Source organism: Aestuariibaculum sp. M13, assembly GCF_024723255.1.
Classification (GTDB): Bacteria; Bacteroidota; Bacteroidia; order Flavobacteriales; family Flavobacteriaceae; genus Aestuariibaculum; species Aestuariibaculum lutulentum.
The window spans coordinates 1-26,042 of sequence record NZ_JANIAC010000006.1; the positions used below are offsets into that span (position 1 = coordinate 1).

At 35.7% G+C, this 26,042-nt stretch carries 19 protein-coding genes, 1 tRNA gene and 1 rRNA gene; 13 read left to right on the forward strand and 8 right to left on the reverse strand.

Features of this window, described 5'->3' with window-relative positions; genetic code table 11:
* Nucleotides 1-15 precede the first annotated feature (15 nt).
* Nucleotides 16-124: ribosomal RNA gene (rrf, locus tag NO995_RS17070) — 5S ribosomal RNA — on the forward strand.
* 79 nt (nucleotides 125-203) lie between these two features.
* Nucleotides 204-276: transfer RNA gene (locus NO995_RS17075), tRNA-Lys, on the forward strand.
* A 216-nt stretch (nucleotides 277-492) separates the two neighbouring features.
* On the opposite strand, the gene NO995_RS17080 is transcribed toward NO995_RS17075, so the two are convergent.
* The 5 genes from NO995_RS17080 to gltB form a co-directional block, all read right to left on the reverse strand.
* Nucleotides 493-1,122: a carbonic anhydrase family protein gene (locus NO995_RS17080; protein WP_258228552.1), complete on the reverse strand. Its 630-nt coding sequence runs from the start codon at nucleotides 1,120-1,122 to the stop codon at nucleotides 493-495.
* A 131-nt stretch (nucleotides 1,123-1,253) separates the two neighbouring features.
* Nucleotides 1,254-2,846, reverse strand: coding sequence for a SulP family inorganic anion transporter (locus NO995_RS17085; RefSeq protein ID WP_258228553.1), 1,593 nt, complete (start codon nucleotides 2,844-2,846; stop codon nucleotides 1,254-1,256).
* Nucleotides 2,847-2,928: 82 nt separating this feature from the next.
* Nucleotides 2,929-3,183: a hypothetical protein gene (locus tag NO995_RS17090; RefSeq protein WP_258228554.1), complete on the reverse strand. Its 255-nt coding sequence runs from the start codon at nucleotides 3,181-3,183 to the stop codon at nucleotides 2,929-2,931.
* A gap of 236 nt (nucleotides 3,184-3,419) precedes the next feature.
* A complete protein-coding gene (locus NO995_RS17095) occupies nucleotides 3,420-4,883 on the reverse strand; it encodes a glutamate synthase subunit beta (protein WP_258228555.1) in 1,464 nt (487 codons plus the stop codon).
* 5 nt (nucleotides 4,884-4,888) lie between these two features.
* Nucleotides 4,889-9,403, reverse strand: a complete 4,515-nt coding sequence (gene gltB / locus NO995_RS17100) for a glutamate synthase large subunit (RefSeq protein ID WP_258228556.1) — start codon at nucleotides 9,401-9,403, stop codon at nucleotides 4,889-4,891.
* Nucleotides 9,404-9,867: 464 nt separating this feature from the next.
* Here gltB and NO995_RS17105 point away from each other — a divergent pair, with 464 nt between their 5' ends.
* The 4 genes from NO995_RS17105 (at nucleotide 9,868) to NO995_RS17120 (ending at nucleotide 14,047) form a co-directional block, all read left to right on the forward strand.
* Entirely contained in the window at nucleotides 9,868-10,869 is a 1,002-nt protein-coding gene (locus NO995_RS17105) for a porin (RefSeq protein WP_258228557.1), read from the forward strand.
* Nucleotides 10,870-10,981: 112 nt separating this feature from the next.
* Nucleotides 10,982-12,286, forward strand: coding sequence for an ammonium transporter (locus NO995_RS17110; RefSeq protein WP_240575103.1), 1,305 nt, complete (start codon nucleotides 10,982-10,984; stop codon nucleotides 12,284-12,286).
* Between the two features lie 160 nt (nucleotides 12,287-12,446).
* Nucleotides 12,447-12,785 (forward strand): P-II family nitrogen regulator, encoded by a 339-nt coding sequence (locus NO995_RS17115; protein WP_240575105.1) that lies wholly within the window; start codon nucleotides 12,447-12,449, stop codon nucleotides 12,783-12,785.
* A 35-nt stretch (nucleotides 12,786-12,820) separates the two neighbouring features.
* Nucleotides 12,821-14,047 carry an ammonium transporter gene (locus tag NO995_RS17120; RefSeq protein WP_240575107.1) on the forward strand — a complete coding sequence of 409 codons (1,227 nt, stop codon included), beginning with the start codon at nucleotides 12,821-12,823 and terminating at the stop codon, nucleotides 14,045-14,047.
* Between the two features lie 284 nt (nucleotides 14,048-14,331).
* Here NO995_RS17120 and NO995_RS17125 read toward each other — a convergent pair whose 3' ends face one another.
* Nucleotides 14,332-16,920 (reverse strand): phosphoenolpyruvate carboxylase, encoded by a 2,589-nt coding sequence (locus NO995_RS17125; RefSeq protein WP_258228558.1) that lies wholly within the window; start codon nucleotides 16,918-16,920, stop codon nucleotides 14,332-14,334.
* A gap of 268 nt (nucleotides 16,921-17,188) precedes the next feature.
* Between NO995_RS17125 and NO995_RS17130 the strand changes: the two genes are divergently transcribed.
* The 3 genes from NO995_RS17130 (at nucleotide 17,189) to nadB (ending at nucleotide 21,800) form a co-directional block, all read left to right on the forward strand.
* Nucleotides 17,189-19,000, forward strand: coding sequence for a hypothetical protein (locus NO995_RS17130; protein WP_258228559.1), 1,812 nt, complete (start codon nucleotides 17,189-17,191; stop codon nucleotides 18,998-19,000).
* Between the two features lie 224 nt (nucleotides 19,001-19,224).
* The gene (gene nadA, locus NO995_RS17135; RefSeq protein ID WP_258228560.1) at nucleotides 19,225-20,163 is read left to right on the forward strand and encodes a quinolinate synthase NadA; all 939 of its coding nucleotides are present in this window, start codon (nucleotides 19,225-19,227) and stop codon (nucleotides 20,161-20,163) included.
* A gap of 77 nt (nucleotides 20,164-20,240) precedes the next feature.
* Nucleotides 20,241-21,800 carry an L-aspartate oxidase gene (gene nadB / locus NO995_RS17140; protein WP_258228561.1) on the forward strand — a complete coding sequence of 520 codons (1,560 nt, stop codon included), beginning with the start codon at nucleotides 20,241-20,243 and terminating at the stop codon, nucleotides 21,798-21,800.
* 56 nt (nucleotides 21,801-21,856) lie between these two features.
* On the opposite strand, the gene NO995_RS17145 is transcribed toward nadB, so the two are convergent.
* Nucleotides 21,857-22,189 carry a single-stranded DNA-binding protein gene (locus NO995_RS17145; RefSeq protein WP_258228562.1) on the reverse strand — a complete coding sequence of 111 codons (333 nt, stop codon included), beginning with the start codon at nucleotides 22,187-22,189 and terminating at the stop codon, nucleotides 21,857-21,859.
* Between the two features lie 188 nt (nucleotides 22,190-22,377).
* Here NO995_RS17145 and NO995_RS17150 point away from each other — a divergent pair, with 188 nt between their 5' ends.
* From NO995_RS17150 to NO995_RS17160, 3 genes are all read left to right on the forward strand, one after another.
* Nucleotides 22,378-22,884, forward strand: coding sequence for a hypothetical protein (locus NO995_RS17150; protein ID WP_258228563.1), 507 nt, complete (start codon nucleotides 22,378-22,380; stop codon nucleotides 22,882-22,884).
* Between the two features lie 115 nt (nucleotides 22,885-22,999).
* The gene (locus tag NO995_RS17155; protein WP_258228564.1) at nucleotides 23,000-23,347 is read left to right on the forward strand and encodes a hypothetical protein; all 348 of its coding nucleotides are present in this window, start codon (nucleotides 23,000-23,002) and stop codon (nucleotides 23,345-23,347) included.
* A gap of 142 nt (nucleotides 23,348-23,489) precedes the next feature.
* Nucleotides 23,490-24,545, forward strand: coding sequence for an NAD(P)-dependent alcohol dehydrogenase (locus tag NO995_RS17160; RefSeq protein ID WP_258228565.1), 1,056 nt, complete (start codon nucleotides 23,490-23,492; stop codon nucleotides 24,543-24,545).
* 122 nt (nucleotides 24,546-24,667) lie between these two features.
* On the opposite strand, the gene NO995_RS17165 is transcribed toward NO995_RS17160, so the two are convergent.
* Nucleotides 24,668-25,135: a CBS domain-containing protein gene (locus NO995_RS17165; RefSeq protein ID WP_240575120.1), complete on the reverse strand. Its 468-nt coding sequence runs from the start codon at nucleotides 25,133-25,135 to the stop codon at nucleotides 24,668-24,670.
* A 189-nt stretch (nucleotides 25,136-25,324) separates the two neighbouring features.
* Between NO995_RS17165 and NO995_RS17170 the strand changes: the two genes are divergently transcribed.
* Nucleotides 25,325-26,038, forward strand: coding sequence for a hypothetical protein (locus NO995_RS17170; RefSeq protein WP_258228566.1), 714 nt, complete (start codon nucleotides 25,325-25,327; stop codon nucleotides 26,036-26,038).
* The last annotated feature ends 4 nt before the right edge of the window (nucleotides 26,039-26,042 follow it).

The following is a 26,042-nucleotide window of genomic DNA, read 5'->3' on the forward strand; positions in this document are numbered from 1 at the left end:
CAACAACCTAAAATTTAAGGTGATTATAGCGACGGGGCTCACCTCTTACCATTCCGAACAGAGAAGTTAAGCCCGTTAGCGCCGATGGTACTGCCATTTGTGGGAGAGTAGGTCGTTGCCTTTTTTGATCCTCAGTCTTATAGAATAGACTGAGGATTTTTTATTATATGCCTTGTGTAATGACAGATATGCAAGCTATGAAAGACTAGGTAGCTCAGCTGGTAGAGCATAACACTTTTAATGTTAGGGTCCTGGGTTCGAACCCCAGCCTGGTCACAAAACTTCAAATAACAAAAGCCTTTATCATTATCGATAAAGGCTTTTTTGTTTAGTATACGTTCACTACCGGAGAGTTATTTTAAAGGCTTTACACGACGCTTTTATTGGTTTTGGATACTATTTATATCAAATGCAATACCAGACGGTTTAAGTCATAAAAAAAGCGCTCATAATTAAATGAACGCTTGAGGGTATTTTAATATGATATTTAATTTACTCATTAAATGTTACTTCGCCTGTATTAATGTCGTACATGGCACCAACAATCATAATCTCTCCTTTCTGTTCCATTTCGTTTAAAACTTCACTTTCTTTACGTATTCTGTCGATAGTAAGTAAAACGTTTTTCTGAGCTACATTATCAACAAACTCTGAGTTTTTTGAGTTTCTTAAGCTTGGGTCTGATGGTTCTGTTACTTCTTCAACCGCAGGTTTAATTTTTGAAAGCATTGCTGTTAAGTTCCCTAATTTAGCATCGTCGCAAGCACCTTTTACTGCGCCGCAGCTGGTATGACCTAAAACAACAATAAGTTTGGTTCCTGCTAGTTTACAAGCAAATTCCATGCTTCCTAAAATGTCTTCGTTAACAAAGTTTCCTGCTATACGAACACTAAAAATATCTCCAAGACCTTGGTCGAAAACCAATTCGGCAGATACTCTAGAATCTATACAACTTAAAATGGTAGCGAAAGGAAATTGTCCATCACTGGTATCGTTTACTTGTTCTAAAAGGTTTCGGTTTGCTTTAAGGTTTTGTTGGAATCTTAGGTTTCCTTCTTTTAGGAATTGTAATGACTTTTTAGGAGTCATTGTTGCTTGGGTTTCTCTAGTATGTGCTTTCATAGTATTTTAAACGTTTAAGTAATATGTTGTTTTCAAGCAAATAATATTAGCTTTGAAATTGATGTTGTAATTGAAAATGTTATAATAAACGGGCCAAATTTAAGATTTTATCTTTGTTTAGGCAATTGGATCTAACTTAGGCTTAAATCAGATTTTGGCCTTTCGTTAAAGAATTGAATAAAGCTTTCAGGGTTATGAACAGTACCACGTTTAGAAACCAGTTTGATATCTATATGACGTTCTTTGGCCTTAAATAAGAAATCTTCTAGAATTTCTATGACATCATTATCCAGATATCGGGTTTTAATTAAATTGATTTCCAAAATAGTATTTATTGGTAAACTGTCTAATTCTTTAAGAATGGCACCTTTGTTAAAGAAGGTAACCTCTTCTGCTAATGTCATTTTTATTTGGTGTTTGCCATTACTTTTATCTTCAATATGTAGGAAATGTGAGTTTTGATAGCTCTTTAGTAAAACGACAACAATACCGACTAAGAGTCCTAAACTAATGCCGACCAATAAATCTGTAAAAACTATACCCAGAACTGTTGTTATAAAAGGAAGCCATTGTTTCCAACCTAAGGCGTACATGGTTTTAAATAATGAAGGTTTAGCCAGTTTGTAACCTACAACTAATAGCACGGCTGCTAAAACCGACAAAGGAATCATATTTAATAATCTAGGAATTAATATTACCGAAATTAACAGGAAAAAACCATGTAGGATAGTCGATAATTTGCTTTTACCACCAGACTGAACATTGGCAGAACTTCTAACAATAACCTGTGTAATTGGTAAACCTCCAATAAGACCGGAAACAATATTTCCTGCACCTTGAGCTAAAAGTTCGCGGTTAGTTGGGGTTACGTTTTTATCAGGGTCAATTTTATCGGAAGCTTCCACGCATAACAGGGTTTCTAAACTTGCAACCAAAGCCATGGTAAAGGCTACAATCCAGACTTCTGTATTTGTAATTGCAGAAAAATTTGGAAAGCTGAACTGATTAAAAAAAGACGTTGTGTCTTCCGGAACTGGAACACTTACCAGGTGTTTATCAAGAATTGAGATACTATCTGAGCTTGAAGTAAGAATAACATAAATTATACCAACAACAACAGCTACTAATGGGCCTTGAATAACCTGAAAGAATTTTGCTTTTTTAGATAAAACTTTGTCCCAAAACAGAATAATTGCCAATCCAATAAACCCTACAATCATTGAGCCTAAAGTAATATTGTCTACAATGTGTAGAATAGCAGAGAAAGTGTTCTCTCCTGATGCTTCAATAAAGCTATCGGCACCTTCAGGTTCGGCATCGTATCCAAAAAAGTGTGGAATTTGTTTTAAAATAATGATGATACCAATACCGGTAAGCATACCTTTAATAACCGAAGAAGGGAAATAGTATCCAATAACTCCCGCTTTTAAAACGCCAAATACAATTTGAATGATTCCGGCAATAACAACGGCAACCAAAAAGTTTTGGTAGCCACCAAGAGAGCCAATTGCAGTCAATACTATGGCTGCTAAACCGGCAGCGGGACCACTAACGCCAATTTTAGATCCACTAAGACCTCCTACAACAATTCCACCAATTATACCGGCAATTAATCCGGAGAATAACGGCGCACCACTGGCTAAAGCAATACCTAAACAAAGAGGTAATGCAACAAAGAATACTACGATACTTGCAGGCAAGTCGTTTTTTAAAGTTTTAAACATATCATTAATAATTTTTTCCAACTGTTAAGAAGGAATATGTTAATATTTACAATAAAGGTAGAGTTCAAGAACTCTTATAAGATTATGATAAGTATTGTTCGGGAGGTGGTGAAACCAAATTTAAATGTGGTTTCGGATAGGTTTTAAAACGATAGGTATAAAACTGAAAGTTATTAATTGAAAAGTTTGTTAAACCTTCATGTGTTTGTAATGAGAAGGGAGAAACTAAACTTTTACATTTACCATTTTCTTCTTCTTCTGCCATAGAATAAAAAATAGAAGTATCAATAGAATCGTCCAGAACAGCAATTACCGATGGCGCTGTAATTAACGCCATGAAAATTGTAGTAAGACATATTGCTATTGCTCTTTTAAACATCTAAATACAGTTGTTTAAAACAAATATAACATTCTATGCTATTTTTTAAGTTAATTATTTTTAAAAATGAACTAAAAGGGAGGTATTTTTTAAAATTTGAAAATAAACGATATTAAAAATTGAGGAGGTAATAATTAAAAACCCTCTCACAATTATCTGTAAGAGGGTTTTGTTAATTTTTAAATTATTGATAATTAAAGAGCTACTAAATCTCCAGAGGCATCTTTAGTAGGTAAATCTGACTTACCCATTAAATAAATATCAACTTGTCTTGCGGCTTCTCTACCTTCAGAAATGGCCCAAACTATTAATGATTGTCCGCGACGCATATCACCGGCAGTAAATATATTTGGGATATTTGTCTGGTATTTACCATATTCTGCTTTGTAGTTAGAACGGGCATCGGTTTCAATGCCTAATTTTTGAGCTATTGTTGCCTCAGGACCTGTAAATCCAAGTGCTAATAAGGCTAAGTCACATGGCCAGGTTTTCTCGGTGCCTGCAATTTCTATTAATTGTGGGCGCTCTCCCGGAACCATTTTCCATTCAACATTAACCGTTTTTAACGCGATTAATTTACCATTTTCATCTTTAACGAATTCTTTGGTGTTAATTAACCAGTTACGTTCAACACCTTCTTCGTGAGAAGACGATGTTTTTAACTGTAAAGGCCAGAAAGGCCAAGGCGTTGTTGGAGAACGGTGTCCTGGTGGTTTCGGCATAATCTCGAAGTTTACAACCGATTTTGCTCCATGACGGTTAGACGTACCAATACAATCTGACCCGGTATCTCCACCACCAATAACAATAACATCCTTACCTGTAGCTAATACCTGATCTTTAACTTCTTTACCAAAAACTACTTTAGTTTGTTGTGTTAAGAAATCCATAGCTTGAACTACACCATCGGCGTCAATGCCAGGAGTTGGTAAGCTGCGTCTTTCGGTAGCACCACCACAAAGCACAACGGCATCAAATTCGTGAAGTTTTTCAACGTCGTAGTTTACACCAACATTGACATTGGTTTTAAACGTAATCCCTTCAGCTTTTAAGATCGCTAAACGACGATCGATGATTTCTTTCTCTAATTTAAAGTTAGGAATACCATAACGTAATAAACCTCCAACTTCATCATCACGCTCAAAAACAGTTACGGTATGACCAGCTCTGTTTAATTGTTGAGCAGTTGCCAAACCAGCAGGACCAGATCCTACAACGGCAACTGTTTTACCAGTTCTTGTTTTAGGTGGCTGCGGTTTAATCCATCCCTCTTTAAAGGCGCGTTCAACGATGTTTTTTTCAATGTTTTCAATTGAAATCGGATCTTCAATAATACCTAATACACATGCTTTTTCACACGGAGCAGGGCATAAACGACCTGTAAACTCAGGGAAATTATTGGTTGAGTGTAATAACCAAGAGGCTTTTTGCCACTCACCTTGGTGTACCATATGGTTGAAATCCGGAATTAAGTTACCAAGCGGACAGCCACTGTGGCAAAACGGTATTCCACAATCCATACAACGAGAACCTTGTTTTGTGATTTCGACGTCGCTTAACGGAACTGTAAATTCTTTATAGTGTTGTACACGGTCTTTTACAGGCGTGTAACCTTCATCTTGTCTTTCAAATTCTTTAAATCCTGTTACTTTTCCCATGACAATTATGCTATTTCTAATTCTTCTACCATTTGTTCTTCAGTCTCTAAACGCTTAAGTGCACGTTTGTATTCGGTTGGCATCACTTTTACAAAGTTTGCTAAGCTGTTTTCCCAGTCTTCAAGCAGTGTTTTTCCTTTGTTACTATCTGTATAAGCCACGTGTTTTTGAATCATTGATTTTAAATCGTTAGCATCTTCAGCAGATAACTCTTCGAATTCAATAGTCTCCGTGTTACATAATCCGTTAGTAAACTTATTTTCTGGGTCGTAAACGTAAGCGATACCACCACTCATACCAGCTGCAAAGTTTCTTCCTGTTTTACCAAGAACTACCACTTTACCTCCTGTCATGTACTCACAACAGTGGTCTCCAACACCTTCTACAACGGCTTTCGCTCCAGAGTTTCTAACAGCGAAACGTTCTCCGGCAATACCGTTAATGTAAGCTTCACCTTCAATAGCTCCGAATAAACAAACGTTTCCTACGATGATGTTGTTTTCAGCAATAAAGTCGGCTTTGGCAGGTTTCTTAACAATTAATTTCGCTCCGGATAATCCTTTTCCTAAGTAATCGTTCGTATTTCCTTCTAGTTTGAAAGTTAAACCATGAGCACCAAATCCTCCGAAACTTTGTCCTGCCGATCCTGTAAAACTGATGTTTAAGGTGTCTTCAGGTAACCCTAAGTGCCCGTATATTTTAGAGATTTCATTACTTACAATAGCACCAACCGTACGATCTGTATTGTGGATTGGGTAAGCTAAATCCATTTTCTCTTTTCTATATAAAGCGCGGTGAGAATCTTTTAAGATCGTGAAATCTAAAACTTCATCTAAATTGTGATCTTGTTTTTCAGTATTTCTTACGGTCATTTTGCTGTATGCTTCCGGTCTGTGAAGAATAGCAGATAAATCTAAACCTTTTGCTTTATAGTGTGTAATCGCTTTATTGGCGTTGATTTTATGTGTTTGACCAACCATTTCAGCAAGTGTTCTAAATCCTAACTGAGCCATGATGCCTCTTAACTCTTCAGCAACATAATAGAAGAAGTTAATAACGTGCTCAGGCGTACCTTTAAAGTTTTTACGTAATTCTTTGTCTTGAGTTGCAATACCTACAGGACATGTATTTAAGTGACATTTACGCATCATGATACATCCTGAAGCTACTAACGGTGCAGTTGCAAATCCAAACTCTTCAGCTCCTAATAAGGCAGCGATAGCTACGTCACGTCCTGTTTTTAATTGTCCGTCGCACTCTACAACAATACGGCTACGTAAGTTGTTAAGTACTAAAGTCTGTTGTGCCTCAGCTAAACCAAGCTCCCAAGGTAAACCTGCATGTTTTAAAGAGGTTAGTGGGGAAGCTCCAGTACCACCGTCATATCCTGAAATTAATACCACATCAGCTTTGGCTTTTGCTACACCGGCAGCGATAGTACCTACACCAACTTCTGATACTAATTTCACGTTAATACGCGCTTCACGGTTTGCATTTTTCAAGTCGAAAATAAGCTGAGCTAAATCTTCAATAGAGTAAATATCGTGGTGAGGCGGTGGTGAAATTAATCCAACAAAAGGTGTTGAGTTACGGGCAGAAGCAATCCAAGGTAAAACTTTTTCACCAGGAAGCTGTCCACCTTCTCCAGGTTTCGCACCTTGGGCCATTTTAATTTGAATCTCTCTTGCATTGGTTAAGTAGTGCGATGTTACACCGAAACGTCCAGAAGCTACCTGCTTGATGGCCGAGTTACGGCTATCACCGTTTACATCTGGATGGAATCGACGTCTGTCTTCTCCACCTTCACCAGAGTTCGACTTACCACCAATACGGTTCATTGCAATGGCTAAGTTTTCGTGTGCTTCACGAGAAATCGACCCATAAGACATCGCTCCGGTTTTGAAACGTTTTACAATGTCTGTCCATGGTTCTACTTCTTCAAGTGGAATTGGATCTAAATTATCGAATTCGAATAATCCACGAATAGTCATTAAGTTTTCAGCCTGATCGTTTACAGCCTGAGCGTAAACATCGTAGCTTTTCTGATCGCTTAAACGAACAGCTTGTTGTAATTTAGAAACGGTAGTCGGGTTAAACATGTGGCGTTCACCATTACGTCTCCAACGATAATCGCCTCCAATATTTAAACCTAATTTCTTATCGATTAAGTTATCAGGGTAAGCTTGCTTGTAACGTTCGTTAATTTCTTTTTCAATTTCGTAAAGTCCGATACCTTCAATTCTTGAAGCAGTGTATGGGAAATATTTTTCAACAAATTGTGAGTTGAAACCAACAATTTCGAAAATTTGAGAACCTCTGTACGAGTGTAATGTAGAGATTCCAATTTTGTTCATAATTTTTAGAAGTCCTTTGCCGATAGCTTTATTGAAGTTAGTCACAGCTTTATCTTCATCCATGCCTTCAATGAAACCTTCTTTCACCTGCATTCTAATGATTTCGTTAACCATGTACGGGTTAATGGCACTGGCTCCGTAACCGAATAAGGTTGCGAAATGATGCGGTTCGCGAGGTTCTGCAGATTCGATGATGATATCGAAGTACGAACGCTTACGTAAACGGTTCATCTGGTGGTTAACATAAGAACATGCTAATAAAGCAGGAATAGGAGCGAAGTCTTTGTTAACACCACGATCTGATAAGATGATGATGTTTGTGCCACGTTCCAAGGCTTTAGTAACCTGTACAATAATATCTTCTAAAGCATTTTCTAAACCATTAAGTCCTTGACTTTTTGGGTAAAGCATGTGAATAGTTTCTGCCTTGAATCCTTCAACAGAAATGGTTCTTATTTTTTCTAAATCGGCATTAGAAATCACCGGATTTTGAATACGTAACTTTCTACATTGTCTTTCGGTAATGCTAAAAATATTACGGTCTTTACCTAAGTTTAGAGCTATATCGGTTACAATTTCTTCACGAATACCATCTAATGGCGGATTGGTTACCTGCGCGAATAATTGTTTAAAGTAATTTGAAATAAGTTGAGGTCGGTCTGACAACACTGCTAATGGCGTATCGATACCCATAGACCCTAAGGCTTCTTTGCCGTCAATGGCCATAGGGGTAATAACCTCTTGTATGTCTTCGAACGTGTAATTGAATAAACGTTGTCTTGTTTTAATGTCTATTGTCTCAATCGGACAGGTTTCGTTGGTATAGGCTACATCTCTTAAATGTAGTCTGGTTTTGTTTAACCATTCCTGGTAAGGACGTTCAGAAACCACCTTATTTTTAATTTCTTCGTCACTAACAATGCGGCCTTCGTTCATATCTACCAGGAACATTTTTCCTGGTTCTAAACGACCGTGTTCTTTAATATCGTCTGGTTCGATATCTACAACACCAACTTCAGAAGACATGATTAATTTTCCACTTTTAGTTACGGTGTAACGCGATGGTCTTAATCCGTTACGATCAAGAAGGGCTCCAATATAATCACCATCGGTAAATGGTACAGAAGCAGGGCCATCCCATGGTTCCATAATACAAGCATTGTATTCGTAAAATGCTTTACGCTCTGGCGACATGGTTTTGTGTTTTTCCCAGGCTTCAGGAATCATCATCATCATAATTTCTGGCAATGATCTTCCGGTATGTGTTAATAATTCAACAACCATATCCATAGAGGCAGAATCTGACTTTCCTGGTAATATGATTGGGAATAATTTATCAATTTGAGGTCCGAAGACTTCACTCTTCATAATTTCCTCACGAACACGCATTCTACTTACGTTTCCACGAAGGGTGTTGATTTCACCATTTTGACACATGAAGCGGAATGGCTGAGCCAGTTCCCATGTTGGCATGGTGTTGGTTGAGAAACGCTGGTGTACCAAAGCCAGACGGGTTACTAAATCGATTTGTTGTAAATCGGTGTAGTATGGTCCGATATCTTCAGGCATGATAATACCTTTATATATCAATGTTGTTGTTGATAAACTTGGTACATAAAAATAGCCGCTTTCAGAAATTTTTGATGTTCTAATCGTGTGCTCGGTAATTTTACGAGCAGCATATAGTTTAGCTTTAAAAGTATCTTCCGAAATCTCTTCGGTTTTACCTACAAATAACTGTTCAATAGTAGGTTCAGACGCTAATGCGATTTCACCTAATTGAGACGAATCTACAGGTACTTTACGCCATCCTAAAATAGAAAGCCCCTGAGCTTTTATTTCCTTCTCGAAAATATCTTTACAGAATTTATATTGGTTGGTGTTTTTTGGTAAAAAAACCATACCTACGGCATACTCTCTTTGTTCTGGTAAACTAAAGCTGCATACACGCTTAAAATAATCATGAGGAATATCAATCAATAAACCGGCACCATCACCAGTTTTTCCATCGGCACTAACGCCTCCCCTATGTTCTAGTTTTACAAGAATTTCTAATGCATCGTGTATGATTTGATTTGTCTTCTCACCGTTAAGATTACAAATAAAACCAGCACCACAATTTTCATGTTCAAACTCAGGTAAATACATTCCTTGTTTCTTCAGCATAATCAACAAATTTTGGTTTTGAAAAGTGACTTAATAAGCGAATATATGTATAGATTTTAAATAAAAATAATGACGATTTCATTATTTCGATATTAGGAGAGAAGTGAAGATAAAAATAATTATATGTTAATAAATACCTAAATTTTTAATAAATACTCAAAGTGTTATTATCAGTGTTTAATTGAGATAACTGAAATTATTTTAATGAATATTTCAATAAATAGAATTTAACGCATTAAAAAACATTAAATATTGATGATAATTCAATATGTCGAGTTGTTAAAATTCAAAAAAATCAAAAAAATAAAACAGTACCCTTAAAAAAAAAGGGATAAAATTAGAATATCTATAAAAGTTTAAGTTGTACCCCTATTTTTTATGGGGGTTAAGTTTTTTTAACATAAGTTTACGACGTTCTTAAGGAAAAATTAACCAAAAAACATTAATAACTTAAATTAAACATTATGAAAAAACTACTTACTCTTTCAATGCTTTTTGCAGCTACGACACTGTTTGCTCAGGAGGACAAAAAACCTGCTTTGTCTATTTCAGGTAGCGTAGATGCTTACTACCAAACTTATTTGACAGCTTCAGACAATATGGGACAATCGTTTGGAACAGCTTTCGCAGGTCAGTCTGGTTTTGCATTAGGTATGGGAAATTTAATAGCTAGCTACGAAGGTGAAAAAGTAGGAGCTGTTCTTGACTTAGTTACCGGGCCTAGAGGAGCTGGTGCTACATTTAATACTGATATCGTAGACGGTATCGTTAACCAGGCGTATGTATACTGGAATGTATCTGAAAGTACAACGTTAACATTTGGTAGATGGAATACGTTTTTAGGATACGAGGTTATCGCTCCAGCGGCAAACTTTAACTACAGCTGTTCTTACTTATTTTCAAATGGGCCTTTCTCACATATGGGTTTAAAAGCTGATTTTGCTTTATCTGATGATTTAAGCTTAATGTTAGCTGTAACTAATCCATGGGATACTAACGATACATCTTGGACTGGAGAATATGCATTTGGTGCTCAGTTAGGGTATTCAGGTCAGTTCTTAAACTTATATTATGACAGCGGAGAGCACGGAGGTTTAGGTTTCGAAGTTGATTATACTGGTGGTTTTGATTTATCTGATGCATTTTATTTAGGTATCAATGCTGCGTACAACGATAATGATGGTTCTGGTTTCTACGGAGCTGCATTATATCCTCAATATGGAATGTCTGATTCTTTTAGCTTAGGGTTAAGAGGTGAGTATTTTGGTTTACATGGTGATGCTAATCCAGATGAAGAAAGTGTATTAGCTCTTACTTTAACTGGAAGTTATTCAGTTGATAACCTAATCATCAAGCCAGAGATTAGATTAGATTCTTGGACTGATGCTATGCCATATGTTGATAGTGATGGTGCTGCAACAGATAACTTAGCTGCTTTTACTCTTGCAGCAATCTATTCATTCTAATATAAAAGCATGCAATAAATTTTAAATAAACTATAATGGAGGGTGGGGTACATACTAACTAACCAACTTACTTCACCTTCCAAAACAATCTAACCCTTAAAAATTATATAATATGTCTTTATTAAACATGCCTCTTTTAATTCAGGATACCGCTGCGGTTGATGCTTTAGCAGAATCAATCAAGGGCGATATGGGGATGCTATGGATGCTGATCTCTGGTATCTTAGTATTTTTTATGCAAGCAGGATTCTTTTTAGTTGAGTCTGGTATGACAGATTCTAAGAATGCTGTAAATATTGCTATGAAAAACTTCCTTGACATCGCTGTTGGGTCGTTGGCATTCTGGTTTATCGGGTATTCGTTAATGTACGGAGCTGATGTTTCGGGAGGTGGATTTTTCCACTGGGGTGGTTTTGTGTTTTCACAAGGAGCTGCCGATTTATTCTTCCAAACAGTATTCGCTGCTACAGCTGCAACCATTGTATCTGGAGCAATAGCTGGAAGAACAAAGTATACTACGTATGCTATTTTTAGTATTATCATTACAGCTCTAATCTATCCAATCGCTGGTGGTTGGGAATGGAATGGCGGATGGTTAAACGCTGAATGGATGCCAGCTGAATTTATCGATTTCGCAGGATCTTCAATCGTTCACTCTGTTGGAGGATGGGCTGCACTTGTTGCTGCTTGGATGGTAGGACCTAGAATTGGAAAATTCTTAAATGGTAAACCAATTGAAATGCATGGTCACAACCAGATGTATGCTACACTAGGGGTGTTTATCCTTTGGTTAGGATGGTTCGGGTTTAACGGTGGTTCTCAATTAGCTTGGGGTGGCGACGATTCTACTGCTGCTTCTCAAGTAGTATTAGTAACTAACTTAGCTGCAGCTGCTGGTGCTTTAAGTGCTTTATTATTCACTTGGATTAAAAATGGAAAACCAAATTTAAGTATGACTTTAAATGGTGCTTTAGCTGGTCTTGTTAGTATTACTGCAGGATGTGGTAATATGAGCGAATGGGGAGCTGTTTTAGCTGGTTTAATAGGTGGTATTTTAGTGGTGATTTCTATTGGACTTGTAGAAAGTAAATTAAAAATAGATGATGCTGTAGGTGCCATTTCTGTACATGGTATTGCTGGTGCTTGGGGGACTTTAGTAATAGGTCTTTGGGGTATCGATGGTGATGCAGGTATTGGTATCTTAAATGGTGGAGGTGTAGCTCAATTAGCTGCTCAGGCCATCGGAGTTGTAGCTTATGCTGTGTGGGCATTAGCAACATCTTGGATATTCTTGACCATTATTAGTAAGTGTTGTGGTGGTTTACGCGTAACAGAAGCTGAAGAGATTGCAGGTCTTGATATTTCTGAGCACGGATCTATTGCTTACGCAGGTAAGAGACAAAGAGAAATAGAATAGTAAAAAAATTATAAGAACGATTTCTTTATAGAAATTAGAGTTTTGTTTAAAAGATGTCTTGTGTTCACAAGGCATCTTTTTAACTGTTTATGAAGATGGATGGAATTATGAGAAAAGATATTTTTCTAAATTTAACTAACTAAACAAATAAGAGGATATTATGAAAAAAATTGAAGCAATTATTAGAAAATCTAAATTTCGTGTGGTTAAGGAAGCTTTACACGAAGTAGGTGTTAACTTCTTTTCGTATTGGGATGTTACTGGTATTGGTAATGAAAAAGAAGGACATGTTTACAGAGGTATAAGTTACAGTACTTCAGATATTCAGCGTAGGTATTTATCTATTGTTGTTAATGATGATTTTGAAGAGGCTACCATTCAGGCTATTTTGGGTTCAGCAGGAACAGGTGAAGTAGGCGACGGTAAAATCTTTGTTTCAGACATTACAGAATGTTACAGAATACGAACAGGAGAAAAGGGAGGAGAAACATTAAAATAATAATAGCATCTTAAAAGATTAAATAACTAATAACAATGGAATTACTTACTACAAATAATGTATGGATGATGATCTGTACAGCACTGGTTTTTTTCATGCACTTGGGATTTGCATGTTTGGAAATTGGTTTAACTAGACAAAAAAATACAATAAACATATTATTTAAAAACATATTTATCATCACAATCGGGTTGTTATTATACTGCTTGGTTGGATTTAATTTAATGTACCCGGGAGAGTTTAATGGTATTATAGGATTTGCCGGTTTCGGATTAGATTCGCCGTTAACAGCTGAGGGTGCTTTAGATTTAACATATAATGAAGGGTATACGTACTGGACAGACTTCTTATTTCAAGGGATGTTTGCGGCAACCGCAGCAACGATTGTGTCGGGAGCTGTAGCAGAGCGTATTAAAATTGTTCCTTTCATGATCTTTACCTTAATATATGTAGGTTTAGTATATCCGATTGCTGGTTCTTGGAAATGGGGTGGCGGATTTTTGGATGCTATGGGCTTCTATGATTTTGCAGGTTCTACATTAGTGCACTCTGTAGGAGGATGGGCTGCTGTTGTAGCGGTTTGTCTTTTAGGGCCTAGAATTGGTAAATTTAAAGAAGGAAAAGCGCAGGCGATTCCAGGACACAGTATTCCATTAGCTACTGCCGGAGTATTAATTCTTTGGTTAGGATGGTTCGGATTTAACGGTGGTTCTGTACTTTCAGCTGATCCTGGATTAACGTCTTTAGTGTTGGTAACAACCTGTTTAGCCGCTGCTGCAGGTGGAGTATCAGCTATGTTGTTATCTACTGCTATGTATAAAAACATGGATTTAACCATGTTCTTAAATGGTATTTTAGGAGGTTTAGTAGGTATTACTGCTGGAGCTGATGTGGTTTCTCCAACCAGTGCAATCATTATTGGTGTTATTGCAGGTGTGTTAATCGTGTTGGCTGTAAGCTTTGTAGATAATAAGTTAAAACTAGATGATCCTGTTGGAGCTATTGCAGTGCATTTGGTATGTGGTATTTGGGGGACTTTAGCAGTTGGAATCTTTTCTACAAACCCAGATCATAGTTTCTTAACGCAATTAATAGGTGTGCTTTGTTATGCTGCTATTTGTGTAGTGTCATCGTTTGTAATTATTTATGTACTTAAGAAAACTGTAGGTATCAGAGTGTCTGAAAAAGAAGAAATTGAAGGGTTAGATGGTCATGAACATGGAATGGATGCTTATCCGGATTTCAGGTTAAATGACAACTAATTATATATCGTTTTAGTTAGTGTGAAAAAGGATGGTTTGTTATGTAAATGGCAAGCTATCCTTTTTTTATTTTAATTAATAGTTAAGTTGTCTGCCGAAGTTTTGTTGTAATAAGAAGAGGCTGATTCGTTGATACTACAGATTATTTGCCAGTCTCTCAATGTAAAATTACCCGATAAATTTTTTAAAATAATCAACCAGAATAGTTGAGGTGATCTATTAAGGAAATGAAAAAGCCTTCGATATCGAAGGCTTTTTCTATTTGTGTAAAATGTAATTTATTTTTAAGCAGAATTTCTACTGGCATTAATATTACCAAAAAGTGAACGTGTTACGATTTTTTCGAAAATTTTCTTTTCTTCATCATCAACCGGAACTCCTTGTTTTTCTAACTCCTGAATTTTCTTAAGGGCATATTGCTGTATGGTTAATAAAGGAAGAACAATCGATTCTCTTACCTCAATTGAAGCTTTGCCAGATGGTTCGTTTTCCATTAATTCGCTGTATCCCGTTAGCTTTAAAAGCAACGATTTTGTAGTTTGATACTCGGTATAAATGATGTTCCAGAACGCGCCAAATTCTTCGTCTTTAGACATGTATTTAGTTAAATCGAAGAACGATTTGGTTAACGACATCATACTGTTTTCTAACAACGTTTTGAAGAATTTAGAGTTGTTGTAAAGTTGTTCCACTTTGTGGAATTCTCCACGCTCTTCATATTTCTTTAAAGCAGTACCTACACCAAAGAATCCTGGTACATTTTGTTTTAACTGGCTCCAGGATCCAACAAAAGGAATGGCTCTTAAATCGGAGAAAATTAATTTGTCAGATTTCGAACGTTTTGAAGGTCTACTTCCGATATTCGTTTTCGCGTAGTATTTTAAAGTACTCATGCGTTCTAAATATGGAATGAACATCTCGTGTCCTTTAAAGTCTTTGTAAACCTGATAACTTGTTTCAGCTAAATCGTTCATAACAACGCGATCTTCATCAGAAAGCATGTTTTTCTCGGTTAGCCTGTTTTTAATACCAGAACTAATTAATTGCTCAAGGTTGTATTGCGATGAGTCTAAAGTTCCGAAATTAGAACTAATGGTTTGTCCCTGGATGGTTAGCTGTACTTCTTTATCTTCAATAGTTGGACCTAATGAAGAATAGAACTGATGCGTTTTTCCTCCTCCACGTGCTGGCGGTCCACCACGACCGTCAAAGAATATGGCGGTAACATCGTATTTTCTAGACATTTCGGTTAACAGTTCTTTGGCCTTGTAAATACCCCAGTTTGCCATTAAATAACCACCATCTTTAGTTCCGTCTGAGAACCCAAGCATAATGGTTTGTTTCATGCCTCTTTCTTTTAAATGCGCCATGTATTGTGGGTTGCTGTAAAGTTGCTCCATAACGGCTGGTGCATTTTCTAAATCGGTAATGGTTTCAAATAAAGGTACCACATCTACGGTTAAATTATCGCTAAAAGCAACCATTTTTAGCATAGCAAATAGCTGCATCACGTTTAATGCGGTCTGGTTGTTACTAATAATGTAACGGTTAGCACCTTTTTCTCCGTTTGTGGCCTGAATTTCTTTTATGGCTTCAATAGTCTTTAAAGTATTATAAACCATTTCATCTTCAAAGGCATTAAAATCGATATCTTCATTAGAAACTTTCGATAAAATATCGATTTGTTCAGCTTCCGATAAATCGTGATAATTACTTGGGATAGACTTACTTCCTTTAGCAATTAAATGATCGACTACACTTGTAAATACCGAATGGTGAATTCTACTGTCCTGTCTGATATCTAATGTAGCGAAGTGATATCTGAACATGTGAATTCTATTAATAAGCTGATTGATTTCGTTTTCGTATAACGACTGGTGTTGTTCAACGACAACGTTTCTTATGCTTAATAATTCGGTAAGTAGCTCTTTTGCCGAAATTTTATCTGGCGTGTCTAAATCGATACTGTAATTATAGATAATGGTTTCTAAACGTATAATACGATCTTCAACTCCTCTAAAGGTTAGTTTTCTTCTTAAATTTTTAAGATCGGCGTAATATTTCTTTAAAATAGACTGCTTTAACTTACGAGCTACCTTAAGTGTTGTGTCTGGCTTAACAAATGGGTTTCCATCACGGTCACCACCTGGCCAGAATCCAATATTAATAATCTCGTTATGTTTTTTACTGTCGTCGTAAATATTGGTTTGAATGTAGTTGTAAATCTGTCCGAATGAATGATAGAATACATTCTCTAAATACCATATTAAGCTAATTGCTTCGTCGTAAGGCGTAGGTTTGGTGTGCTTAAAGAAAGGCGTTTTACCTAACTGCCCGAATAAATTGTTAATTTGAGACAGGTCGTTGCTTTTAATGGCTTCGGTTAAATCGGTAATAATTCCTAAAACCGAACCCGGGTAAAATTGTGTTGGATGCGCAGTTAATACAATACGCACTTTAAATTCTTCCAGGTACGCGCGTAATTCTTCAAGTTTGTTTTCAGAATTCGACGCTTCTTTCAGGTTTCTTAAAGTTCCAATCCCTTCCATGTTGTTTACAATCGGGAAGGCGGCATCTTCAATAGCATCAAATAATACAACCTGACGCTCTATGTATTGTATAAATCTGAATAACAGATTAATTTGACTTTCTTTATTACGCCTTGCCTGATATTTTTTGAAGAAGGTGTCTACAATCGTGGTCGGATCGTCTCCGTTTGCAAATCCTTTTCTACAAGTTTCATGAAATAATGGGAGTAAGACTCCTGTTTTTGTGATCGAATCAAAAGGTAATGTCATAAATATACTGTTGTATATTTGGTATTTAGACAATACGTTTTGTTTGAATCGCGTTAATTTTGGTTCTACAGACATATATCGTTCTAATTGAAAATTAAGCATAAAAGTAATGAAGCTCTAAGAAACAAGTGCAATCGTCTTAAAGTTTTATTAAAATTTTCTATTTATCGATTTCTTGTTGTGAATAATTAAATAAAAGAAGAGTTTCTTACAAATCTTTATAATCCCGAAACCCTTATGGTTACTTATCTTGGTTAATATTGGTTTTATGATAAATGTCATAAATAGTGAAATATGAACACTTTACTTTTAACCTTTTAAAAAAGTAACCAAAAATTCAACTATGAATAAAAAGGCACATTCGTTTCATATTCCGGTTATGGGGATTGGTTTTACTATAGATTCACCCCTAAAAGTTGCGCAATATGGAATTGATTCGGTGATTTCTCTGGTAGACGATATTCTTATCGAGAAGTTACGAAAAATGTATAGTGAGAAGTTTGAATTACCTTATCAGGAAATTACAAATAAAGTTGACGATTTTAGAGCCAAACGTATTACCTCTTATCTGAATTTAATTCATGATGTGGTTGATAAAAAGTTTGAAGCGATGAAAAAATCAGCGCTCGAAATGAGTCATGATTTTAAAACGTATTTAGATTTACTGCCTACCCATAGTAATCTTAAAACTGAGTTTCAGGCATTAATTGAAAAAGGTGTGGCAAAATCGGATATTAAATCATGGTTAGATCAACGATTGGTTAAAGGGAGTATTGATGTGAACATCATGACCAAAGTTGATAAAGATAATTATGATAAAGATGAAAAACTACCTGTAGAATATAACGATGCACATGCGGCATTTAGAGGTTTTGCTAATAGCAAATTAAATTCTTCGGTGGTACTTTCGGCTGGTATGAATCCACGGTTGTATGCGTATATGAGTTCGTTTGAAGATTTTTTTCCTAATCAGCAAGGCGAGTTTAAAAAGAAAATCATTTTAAAAGTAAGTGATTATCGTTCGGCATTAATTCAGGGGAAATTTTTAGCTAAAAAAGGACTCTGGGTATCAGAGTATCGCATAGAATCTGGTTTAAACTGTGGAGGTCATGCATTTGCTACCGATGGTTATTTGCTGGGACCTGTATTGTCTGAATTCAAAGAAAACCGAGAAACGTTAAGAAGCTCTATTGAATCTATTTTAAAGCAGGAATTGGAAAATCAAAATAGGGTTATTCCAGAAGAATCTTTATCGATAAAAATTTCGGCACAAGGCGGTGTGGGAACTCATGAAGAGCATGAGTTTTTATTGGATGAATATGAGTTAGATGCCATAGGTTGGGGAACGCCTTTTTTATTGGTTCCAGAAGCGACAACAGTTGATGAGAAAACTATAGATAAGCTGCTTTTAGCTAAAGAAGACGATTTGTATTTAAGTGATATCTCGCCATTAGGAATTCCGTTTAATAACCTAAAGAATAACACTAAAGATTTAGAAAAGGAAACCTTGATAAATAAAGGGCGTCCGGGTAGTGCTTGTCCTAAAAAGTTTGTGGCTCTCAATAAAGAATTTAAGGACACAGGGGTTTGTACGGCATCCCGTGAATATCAGCATTTAAAAATTAAAGCTTTAGATGATTTAAATCTGTCTGATCAGGTTTATAATGAAGAATATAATAAGATTATAGAAAAATCTTGTACTTGTGTTGGTTTAGGGACTTCTGCGTTGTTGAAATATAATTTGGATACAAAAACAGAAGGCCAAGGCGTTTCTATTTGTCCGGGACCTAATATGGCGTATTATTCTAAAGTTATGAGCCTTGAAAATATGACCGATCACATTTATGGTCGGGATAATATGATTTCCAGAACAGACAGACCTCATATGTTTGTTAAGGAGCTTTTTATCTATATCGATTATCTAAAACAAAAGGTGGATGCAGCTAAAAATGATATGACAGCGAAAGAGGAGAAGTACCTAAAGACCTTTTTGACAAATATGAAAGCCGGTGTTTCTTATTATAAAATCATGTTTTTAAATATTCAGAACAAGTTTCAGGATGTTAAGAATGATGTTTTGAGTCAGTTGGAAAGAGGTGAGTTTACATTAAAAAGTTTAGAATTAGAACTTGAAAATGAGGTTCTAGTGAGTTAAATATTAAGCTATTGATGGTTAGTAGTTTCCTAAAAGGCGTTTCAATTTTATTAAAGAAACGCCTTTTTCTTTAACAAGAATTAAAAGATTTATAGAATAGATAATTTGTATTCAATTCCGCTTTATTTTTTAAGGCAAACACAATGCATTATAATTTTAATTATGATATTTGCAAAAAATATGCGTTTACACCGGTGTACGATTGTAGATGAAATTGAGAAGATATGAGTGAAACAATAGATTTAGTAAAAGAAATAAATCGTCTTAAAAAGGAAAAAAATGCTGTAATTCTTGCCCACTATTATCAGGTGCCGGAAATTCAGGATATTGCAGATTATGTAGGAGATAGTTTAGGCTTGTCACAAAAGGCGGCCGAAACCGATGCCGATATTATAGTATTTGCAGGCGTGCACTTTATGGCCGAGACTGCTAAAATATTAAACCCGAATAAAACGGTAGTGTTACCAGATTTAAAAGCGGGCTGTTCGTTAGCCGATTCTTGTCCTCCTGATAGTTTTGAGGCTTTTACTAAAGCGCATCCAGATCATGTCGTGATTACTTATGTTAACTGCTCAGCAGAAATAAAAGCATTAAGTGATATTGTTTGTACGTCTTCAAACGCATTAAAAATTGTTCAGTCTATACCAGAAGAAACACCTATTATTTTTGCGCCAGATAAAAATCTTGGTCGTTACATAATGAGAGAAACCGGTAGAGATATGCTACTATGGGATGGTAGTTGTGTGGTTCATGAAGCCTTTTCTATAGATAAGTTAATTGAACTTCACAAAAAACACCCGGATTATAAGATTATTGCGCACCCGGAATCTGAAACACATATTTTAGATACGGCGGCGTATATCGGGTCGACTTCAGGAATGATTAATTTCGTGAAACAACATCCAAACGAAAAGTTTATCGTAGCTACCGAAGCAGGTATTTTACATAAAATGCAGGAAGAAATCCCTACGGCCGATTTAATTCCTGCGCCTGCGGTTGAAGATAACACTTGTGCTTGTAGTGAGTGTCATTTTATGAAAATGAATACCATGCAGAAATTGTACGATTGTTTGTTAAACGAATCGCCTCAAATTCACGTACCGGATAACATTATAGAGCGTGCGTTACTGCCTATTGAACGCATGTTGGAATTGTCTAAATAGACAATAATTTTAATATAAAATAGTATTGAATTCGAGGTTAACTCGAAGTATTTAATTCTCGATTGTCGAGTAAAACCATGGTTACTACAAATTATTTAGTTATTGGTTCGGGTGTTGCCGGATTAACGTTTTCAGTTAAAATTGCTGAAAAATTTCCTGAAAGAAAGGTCATTATTGTTACTAAGGCAAACGAAGACGAATCGAATACTAAATATGCGCAAGGCGGTGTAGCCATAGTGCTTGATAAGGAAAACGATTCGTTTAAAAAGCATATAAAAGATACTTTAATTGCCGGTGACGGACTTTGTAAAGAGGACGTGGTTAAAATGGTGATTAAAGAAGGGCCAGAACGCCTAGAAGAGTTGTTACTTTGGGGTGCAAATTTCGATTTGGACGCCGAGGGAGAATTCGATTTAGGTAAAGAAGGTGGGCATTCCGAATATCGTGTGGTACATCATAAAGATATCACAGGATATGAAATAGAGCGTGCTTTATTAATGCGTGTGCATCAGTTGCCAAATATTACTATTTTACCCCATCATTTTGCTTTAGATTTAATCACCAATCACCATATTGAAGGTGCGGATCCTGAAGAGTTGAAATGTTATGGCGCTTATGTCTTTGATCAAGAGACCGGAGAGATTTCAACAATAAAGGCAAATAGTACCTTGTTAGCGGCCGGAGGTATTGGTTGTGTTTACGGGCATACTACAAATCCGGTAATTGCTACAGGCGATGGAATTGCCATGGCATACCGAGCTAAGGCTCGAATTAAAGATATGGAGTTTGTACAGTTTCATCCAACGGCATTGTACGATGCAAAAGGGGAATCTTCATTTTTAATTTCTGAAGCGGTTCGAGGTTTTGGTGCTTATTTGAGAAATGGTGAAGGCGAACGTTTTATGTTAAAATATGACGATCGTGCTGAATTGGCATCACGAGATATTGTATCGCAAAGTATTGACAGGGAATTAAAAAAATCGGGAGCATCTCATGTATTTTTAGATTGTACCCATTTAGATTTTCAAGCCTTCATTAAACACTTTCCGAATATTTATCAGAAATGTTTAGATAATCATATCGATATTAAAACTGATTGGATTCCTGTAGTCCCTGCATCTCATTATTTGTGTGGAGGTATTAAGGTTTCCAAAAAAGGAAAAACGACCATTGATAATTTATTTGCTTGTGGCGAATGTACAAGAACAGGCTTACATGGTGCGAATCGTTTAGCTTCTAATTCGTTATTAGAAGCTTTAGTTTATGCGCATAATATCTATAAGTATCATGTGAAACATGAGTATAAATCTGCCGATGTAGATATTCCGGATTGGAATGATGAGGGAACGGCGATTACTAAAGAACATGTGTTAATTCAGCATAATTTAAAAGAATTACAGGCGTTGATGCGTAATTATGTGGGTATTGTAAGAAGTAACCAGCGTTTAAATCGTGCTAAGAAGCGTTTGGAGCTAATTCATGATGAGGTTGAAGCATTTTATAAAGAATCGAAAATCACCTCGTCGCTTTGTGAACTAAGAAACATGATTAATGTTGCTCACCTTATTGTAAGCCAGTCTTTAGAACGAAAGGAAAATAAAGGCGGTTATTTCAATATCGATAACGTAAAAAAATAATCAAGACCGTTTATTTAAACGGCCTTGACTTTATGAAAATAATTCGTAGCAGTTAATTATTTTCCCAACATTAAAAGTTCGTTACAAACAATCTCTGTAATGTAGCGTTTATTGCCTTCTTTATCGTCGTAGCTTCGTGATGTTAACTTGCCTTCAATAGCTACTTCTTTGCCTTTACTTACATATTTTTCAATAATCTTAGCGGTATGTCCCCAGGCTATTACATTATGCCATTGGGTGTCGGTAATTTTCTCTCCCTTATTATTTGTATAACTTTCGTTAGTTGCAATAGTGAATTTGGCCAGTGTTTTGCCAGATTCTAAATTCATAATTTCAGGGTCATTTCCTAAGTTTCCAATCAACTGTACTCTGTTTCTAAGCGTATTCATAATTTTAAATTTAAGGTTAAACAGTTAATACTATCGAGTTCTTATGTTTCGACAAGGCAAAGGTGCGATACGGTAGAAATGTTAGTCGGTTATTACTTGTTTAAATTCGTTTGTAAATGTTTGTAGTCGTTTGTAAACGAATAATTTGTATATTTAGTAGATGTTGAATATGATTTTGCCTAGTCCCTATGAAATATAATTTAATATTAATACTTCTTACTTATACTTTAATTGGTTATTCTCAAAATAAACTGACTGACGAAATTGATAAATATGTTAAGAGTATTGATTCAAACTCTGAATTAAAAGTGAGTGAATATGACTGGAATAAAATTACAGAAAGTCATGTTGATCATGGAGCAATATTAAGAATATGGAAGACAAAAAATCAAATAGTTAAAGTCGAAGAACAATTTGAAGCTTCTTATGGTAGGTGCACAAGATTAATTTATTTGAAAAATAATAAACCAATAAAGGGAGTTGAACTTGAAGAAAATTTTGAATTTAAAAATAATGAAATTGATTATTCGGATTTAAGTAGTCAATTCAAAATGCAAGTCTATGTAATTGGATTTAATGACTTGATAGATGAATACGAATTCGAAGCAAAAGAAGAAGGTCAAAGAAAAGTTACAGAACCCTATTGTGATTTCAATGATCTTTTTGCAATCTTAGATGAGATTACGGATTTGTAAAAGGGGTTGGCCACAACACTATAACTGTAATTATAATATTTTCAATTGTGTCAATCAACTTAATTGTTAACAAGAGTGCAAAACCAAAAACAACCTAAACCGTAAAACACATACTATGAAACAATGTTTAGAATGTGGTGAAAAAATTGTAGGTCGCATCGACAAGAAATTCTGCAGCGATGGTTGCCGGAATGCTTATAACAATCGGGTAAATAAGGATAGTAAAAACCTGATTCGAAATACCAATAACAGACTTCGAAAGAATCACAGAATTTTAGAACAGTTGAATCCTAATCAGAAAACCAAAACTTCCAGAGCAAAATTAATTGAAGCTGGTTTCGATTTTAATTATTTTACCAGTATCTACACTACAAAAACGGGTACTGTTTATTACTTTGTTTACGATCAAGGATACTTGCCTTTAGAAGGAGATTATTATGCTTTGGTTAAACGTGAAAGTTAGAATCTGTTGTAATTAGCTTTGTCTGAGACATGGTCTAACATGGATTAACCTTGATATTTTAATTCTAAATTTTATGCTTATCTTTATAAAGCAAGTTGCTCTAAATCATGGTAATATTAAAGTAATCTAAAATTTGAATATTATGGATGTTAAACAAGTTAAAGCTTATGGTACAGAAGCCAGTGATGCTGGTTTAGGAGAACTAAGCATTAAAAGAAGGGGAGTAACAGCGAAAGATGTTGAGATAGATATAGAGTATTGTGGAGTTTGTCATTCCGATCTTCATTTTGCAAAAAACGATTGGGGCTTTTCGGTTTACCCGGTAGTTCCCGGTCATGAAATTGTTGGAAAAGTTACTAATGTGGGGGATGCGGTTACAAATTTTAAAGTTGGTGACCTCGTGGCTGTAGGGTGTTTGGTAGATTCGTGTAGGTCGTGTTCTAATTGTGAAAATGATTTAGAACAGTATTGTCCGGAATGGGTTGGTACCTATGGCGGTCATGACAAGTATTTTAATATGCAGACTTTTGGAGGGTATTCCGAAAGTATTGTCGTCGATGAACATTTTGTATTAAAAGTGCCCACTAACCTGAACCCGGCTGCCGTGGCACCAGTGCTTTGTGCCGGAATTACGACCTGGTCTCCTTTAAGACACTGGAAAGTTGGGAAGGGTAGCAAAGTGGCTGTAATTGGTTTGGGTGGACTCGGGCATATGGCTATAAAGTTGGCGAATGCTTTGGGATCCGAAGTAACCTTATTCTCAAGATCTCCTGATAAAACAAAGGATGCTATGAACTTGGGAGCGCACAGGGTTATTATTTCTACAGATAAAGACCAAATGAATACATTTCAAGGACATTTCGATCTTATTATTGATACGGTACCATACATTCATGATGTAAACCCTTATGTCGGAACCTTGGCTACAAACGGAACTTTAGTATTAGTAGGGTATTTAGGGCCATTAGATCCAATGTTAAATTCTGTTCCTATGATTATGGGACGTAAAACCGTTGCGGGTTCGTTAATTGGAGGCATTGCTGAAACTCAGGAACTACTGGATTTTTGTGGAGAGCATGGTATAATTTCAGAAATTGAAGTTATCAATATTCAAGATATTAATTCAGCTTACGAGCGTATGTTGAAAAGCGATGTTCATTATAGATTTGTAATTGATATGGCATCTTTAAAGGCTTAGTTTGCAATGCTGTTATTAGAATTATACTTTTATTAATCGTAAAGATGATACAAACAAAAAAGCTTTTGGAAAATGAATAACCAAAAGCTTTAATGTTGGAAGATTTTTTGCTTATCTCTCTTCTACTTCCAATTTTGTCCTTTTAATTGCATGGCTGCTTTTAAAATATCTTTCTGACTAATTTGTCCTACCAGTTTGCCGTTTTCCACAATAGGAAAACGTCGTCTTTTTGCGTTTAAAAATTTACTGGCGGCGTCAAAAATATTCATATTACCATCAATAGTCTCTACATTTTTAGCCATGTAGTGTTCAATGGTTTTATCCTGCATAGGCATATTGTAATAGCGACTTTCGCTAATTTTTTTAATGCAATCTCCTTCCGAAATGATGCCAACCAATTCGTGTTTATCATTAATTACTGGTCCACCCGAAATTCTATGATGTATTAACGCTTCAATTACAGTTTCAATGGTTTGATCGGGAGTAAACGTAATCAAATCGGTAGACATGTAATCACTCACTTTTAGAGGTGTTTCATCAACCATCTGTGCTTGATGTTTCCTCGCTCCTTGAAAACTTTTTATCCCCATAATATTTAATTTAGTAGTTCTAAATATAATTCTTTTTTTCTAGTAATCCTAAGAATGCCATTTTTCGTTTTTAACAATTATTAAAGTTTAAGTGAAGTGTTTTAATTTTTTAATAAGATTATTGGTAAATTTTTACTTGTGTAACTGTTAAATTTTTATAGTTTTAGCATCCTAGAAAAACAAAGACGCATGAAAAGAATATTAGTATTGGTTTTATTAGTTTGTGGCATGACAATGGGAGCCCAGAGTAACTCAGATTTAATAAAACATTTTGAAGCTTATTATAAGCAAATGCAAAAGCAGGGTGATGTGCAGGGAATCATAAATGGTTTAACGCATCTAAATGTATTATCGCCATCGTTTGAACGCTTAGACACTTTGGCTTACATATACATGAGAGAGGGGCAATATGTTCAGGCGCTTAACACCATTGGTATTGATAAAAAAATGGACGATTCGGATATGGCTTTAGAAGTAAAGGCGATTTCATTAAAAGCAGTGAAGCGTCCTGAATTGGCTATCGGATTTTTTCAGGAAATTTTTAAAAGAGACCCGAATGCTCATTTAGCTTATGAATTAGCTGAACTTAATTTACAAACACAACAGATTGAGGAAGCTGATAAAAATATTACTTATGGTTTAGCAAATGCTACAGATGATATGAAAAAGGCGTTTTACGAAACTCAACAGCCTTACGAGGTGTCTTTAAAATCTGCATTTATGTATTTACAGGCTTTATCGCTTTACAATAAAGACCGAAAAGCAAATATTGATGCAGCTGTAGATATTTTAGATGCAGCATTTAAAGAAGCGCCTAATTTTAATCTGATTCAAATTACGAAGAATGAGTTGTTAAGACAAAAACAAATGCTTCAGGCACAGGCTACAGAAGAGAAAAAATAAATTT

Coding starts and splice junctions, on each gene's coding strand:
- NO995_RS17080 (WP_258228552.1), bottom strand. CDS start 1,122: ATGAAAGCACATACTAGAGAAACCCAAGCAACAATGACTCCTAAAAAG.
- NO995_RS17085 (WP_258228553.1), bottom strand. CDS start 2,846: ATGTTTAAAACTTTAAAAAACGACTTGCCTGCAAGTATCGTAGTATTC.
- NO995_RS17090 (WP_258228554.1), bottom strand. CDS start 3,183: ATGGCGTTAATTACAGCGCCATCGGTAATTGCTGTTCTGGACGATTCT.
- NO995_RS17095 (WP_258228555.1), bottom strand. CDS start 4,883: ATGGGAAAAGTAACAGGATTTAAAGAATTTGAAAGACAAGATGAAGGT.
- gltB (WP_258228556.1), bottom strand. CDS start 9,403: ATGCTGAAGAAACAAGGAATGTATTTACCTGAGTTTGAACATGAAAAT.
- NO995_RS17105 (WP_258228557.1), top strand. CDS start 9,868: ATGAAAAAACTACTTACTCTTTCAATGCTTTTTGCAGCTACGACACTG.
- NO995_RS17110 (WP_240575103.1), top strand. CDS start 10,982: ATGTCTTTATTAAACATGCCTCTTTTAATTCAGGATACCGCTGCGGTT.
- NO995_RS17115 (WP_240575105.1), top strand. CDS start 12,447: ATGAAAAAAATTGAAGCAATTATTAGAAAATCTAAATTTCGTGTGGTT.
- NO995_RS17120 (WP_240575107.1), top strand. CDS start 12,821: ATGGAATTACTTACTACAAATAATGTATGGATGATGATCTGTACAGCA.
- NO995_RS17125 (WP_258228558.1), bottom strand. CDS start 16,920: ATGTCTGTAGAACCAAAATTAACGCGATTCAAACAAAACGTATTGTCT.
- NO995_RS17130 (WP_258228559.1), top strand. CDS start 17,189: ATGAATAAAAAGGCACATTCGTTTCATATTCCGGTTATGGGGATTGGT.
- nadA (WP_258228560.1), top strand. CDS start 19,225: ATGAGTGAAACAATAGATTTAGTAAAAGAAATAAATCGTCTTAAAAAG.
- nadB (WP_258228561.1), top strand. CDS start 20,241: ATGGTTACTACAAATTATTTAGTTATTGGTTCGGGTGTTGCCGGATTA.
- NO995_RS17145 (WP_258228562.1), bottom strand. CDS start 22,189: ATGAATACGCTTAGAAACAGAGTACAGTTGATTGGAAACTTAGGAAAT.
- NO995_RS17150 (WP_258228563.1), top strand. CDS start 22,378: ATGAAATATAATTTAATATTAATACTTCTTACTTATACTTTAATTGGT.
- NO995_RS17155 (WP_258228564.1), top strand. CDS start 23,000: ATGAAACAATGTTTAGAATGTGGTGAAAAAATTGTAGGTCGCATCGAC.
- NO995_RS17160 (WP_258228565.1), top strand. CDS start 23,490: ATGGATGTTAAACAAGTTAAAGCTTATGGTACAGAAGCCAGTGATGCT.
- NO995_RS17165 (WP_240575120.1), bottom strand. CDS start 25,135: ATGGGGATAAAAAGTTTTCAAGGAGCGAGGAAACATCAAGCACAGATG.
- NO995_RS17170 (WP_258228566.1), top strand. CDS start 25,325: ATGAAAAGAATATTAGTATTGGTTTTATTAGTTTGTGGCATGACAATG.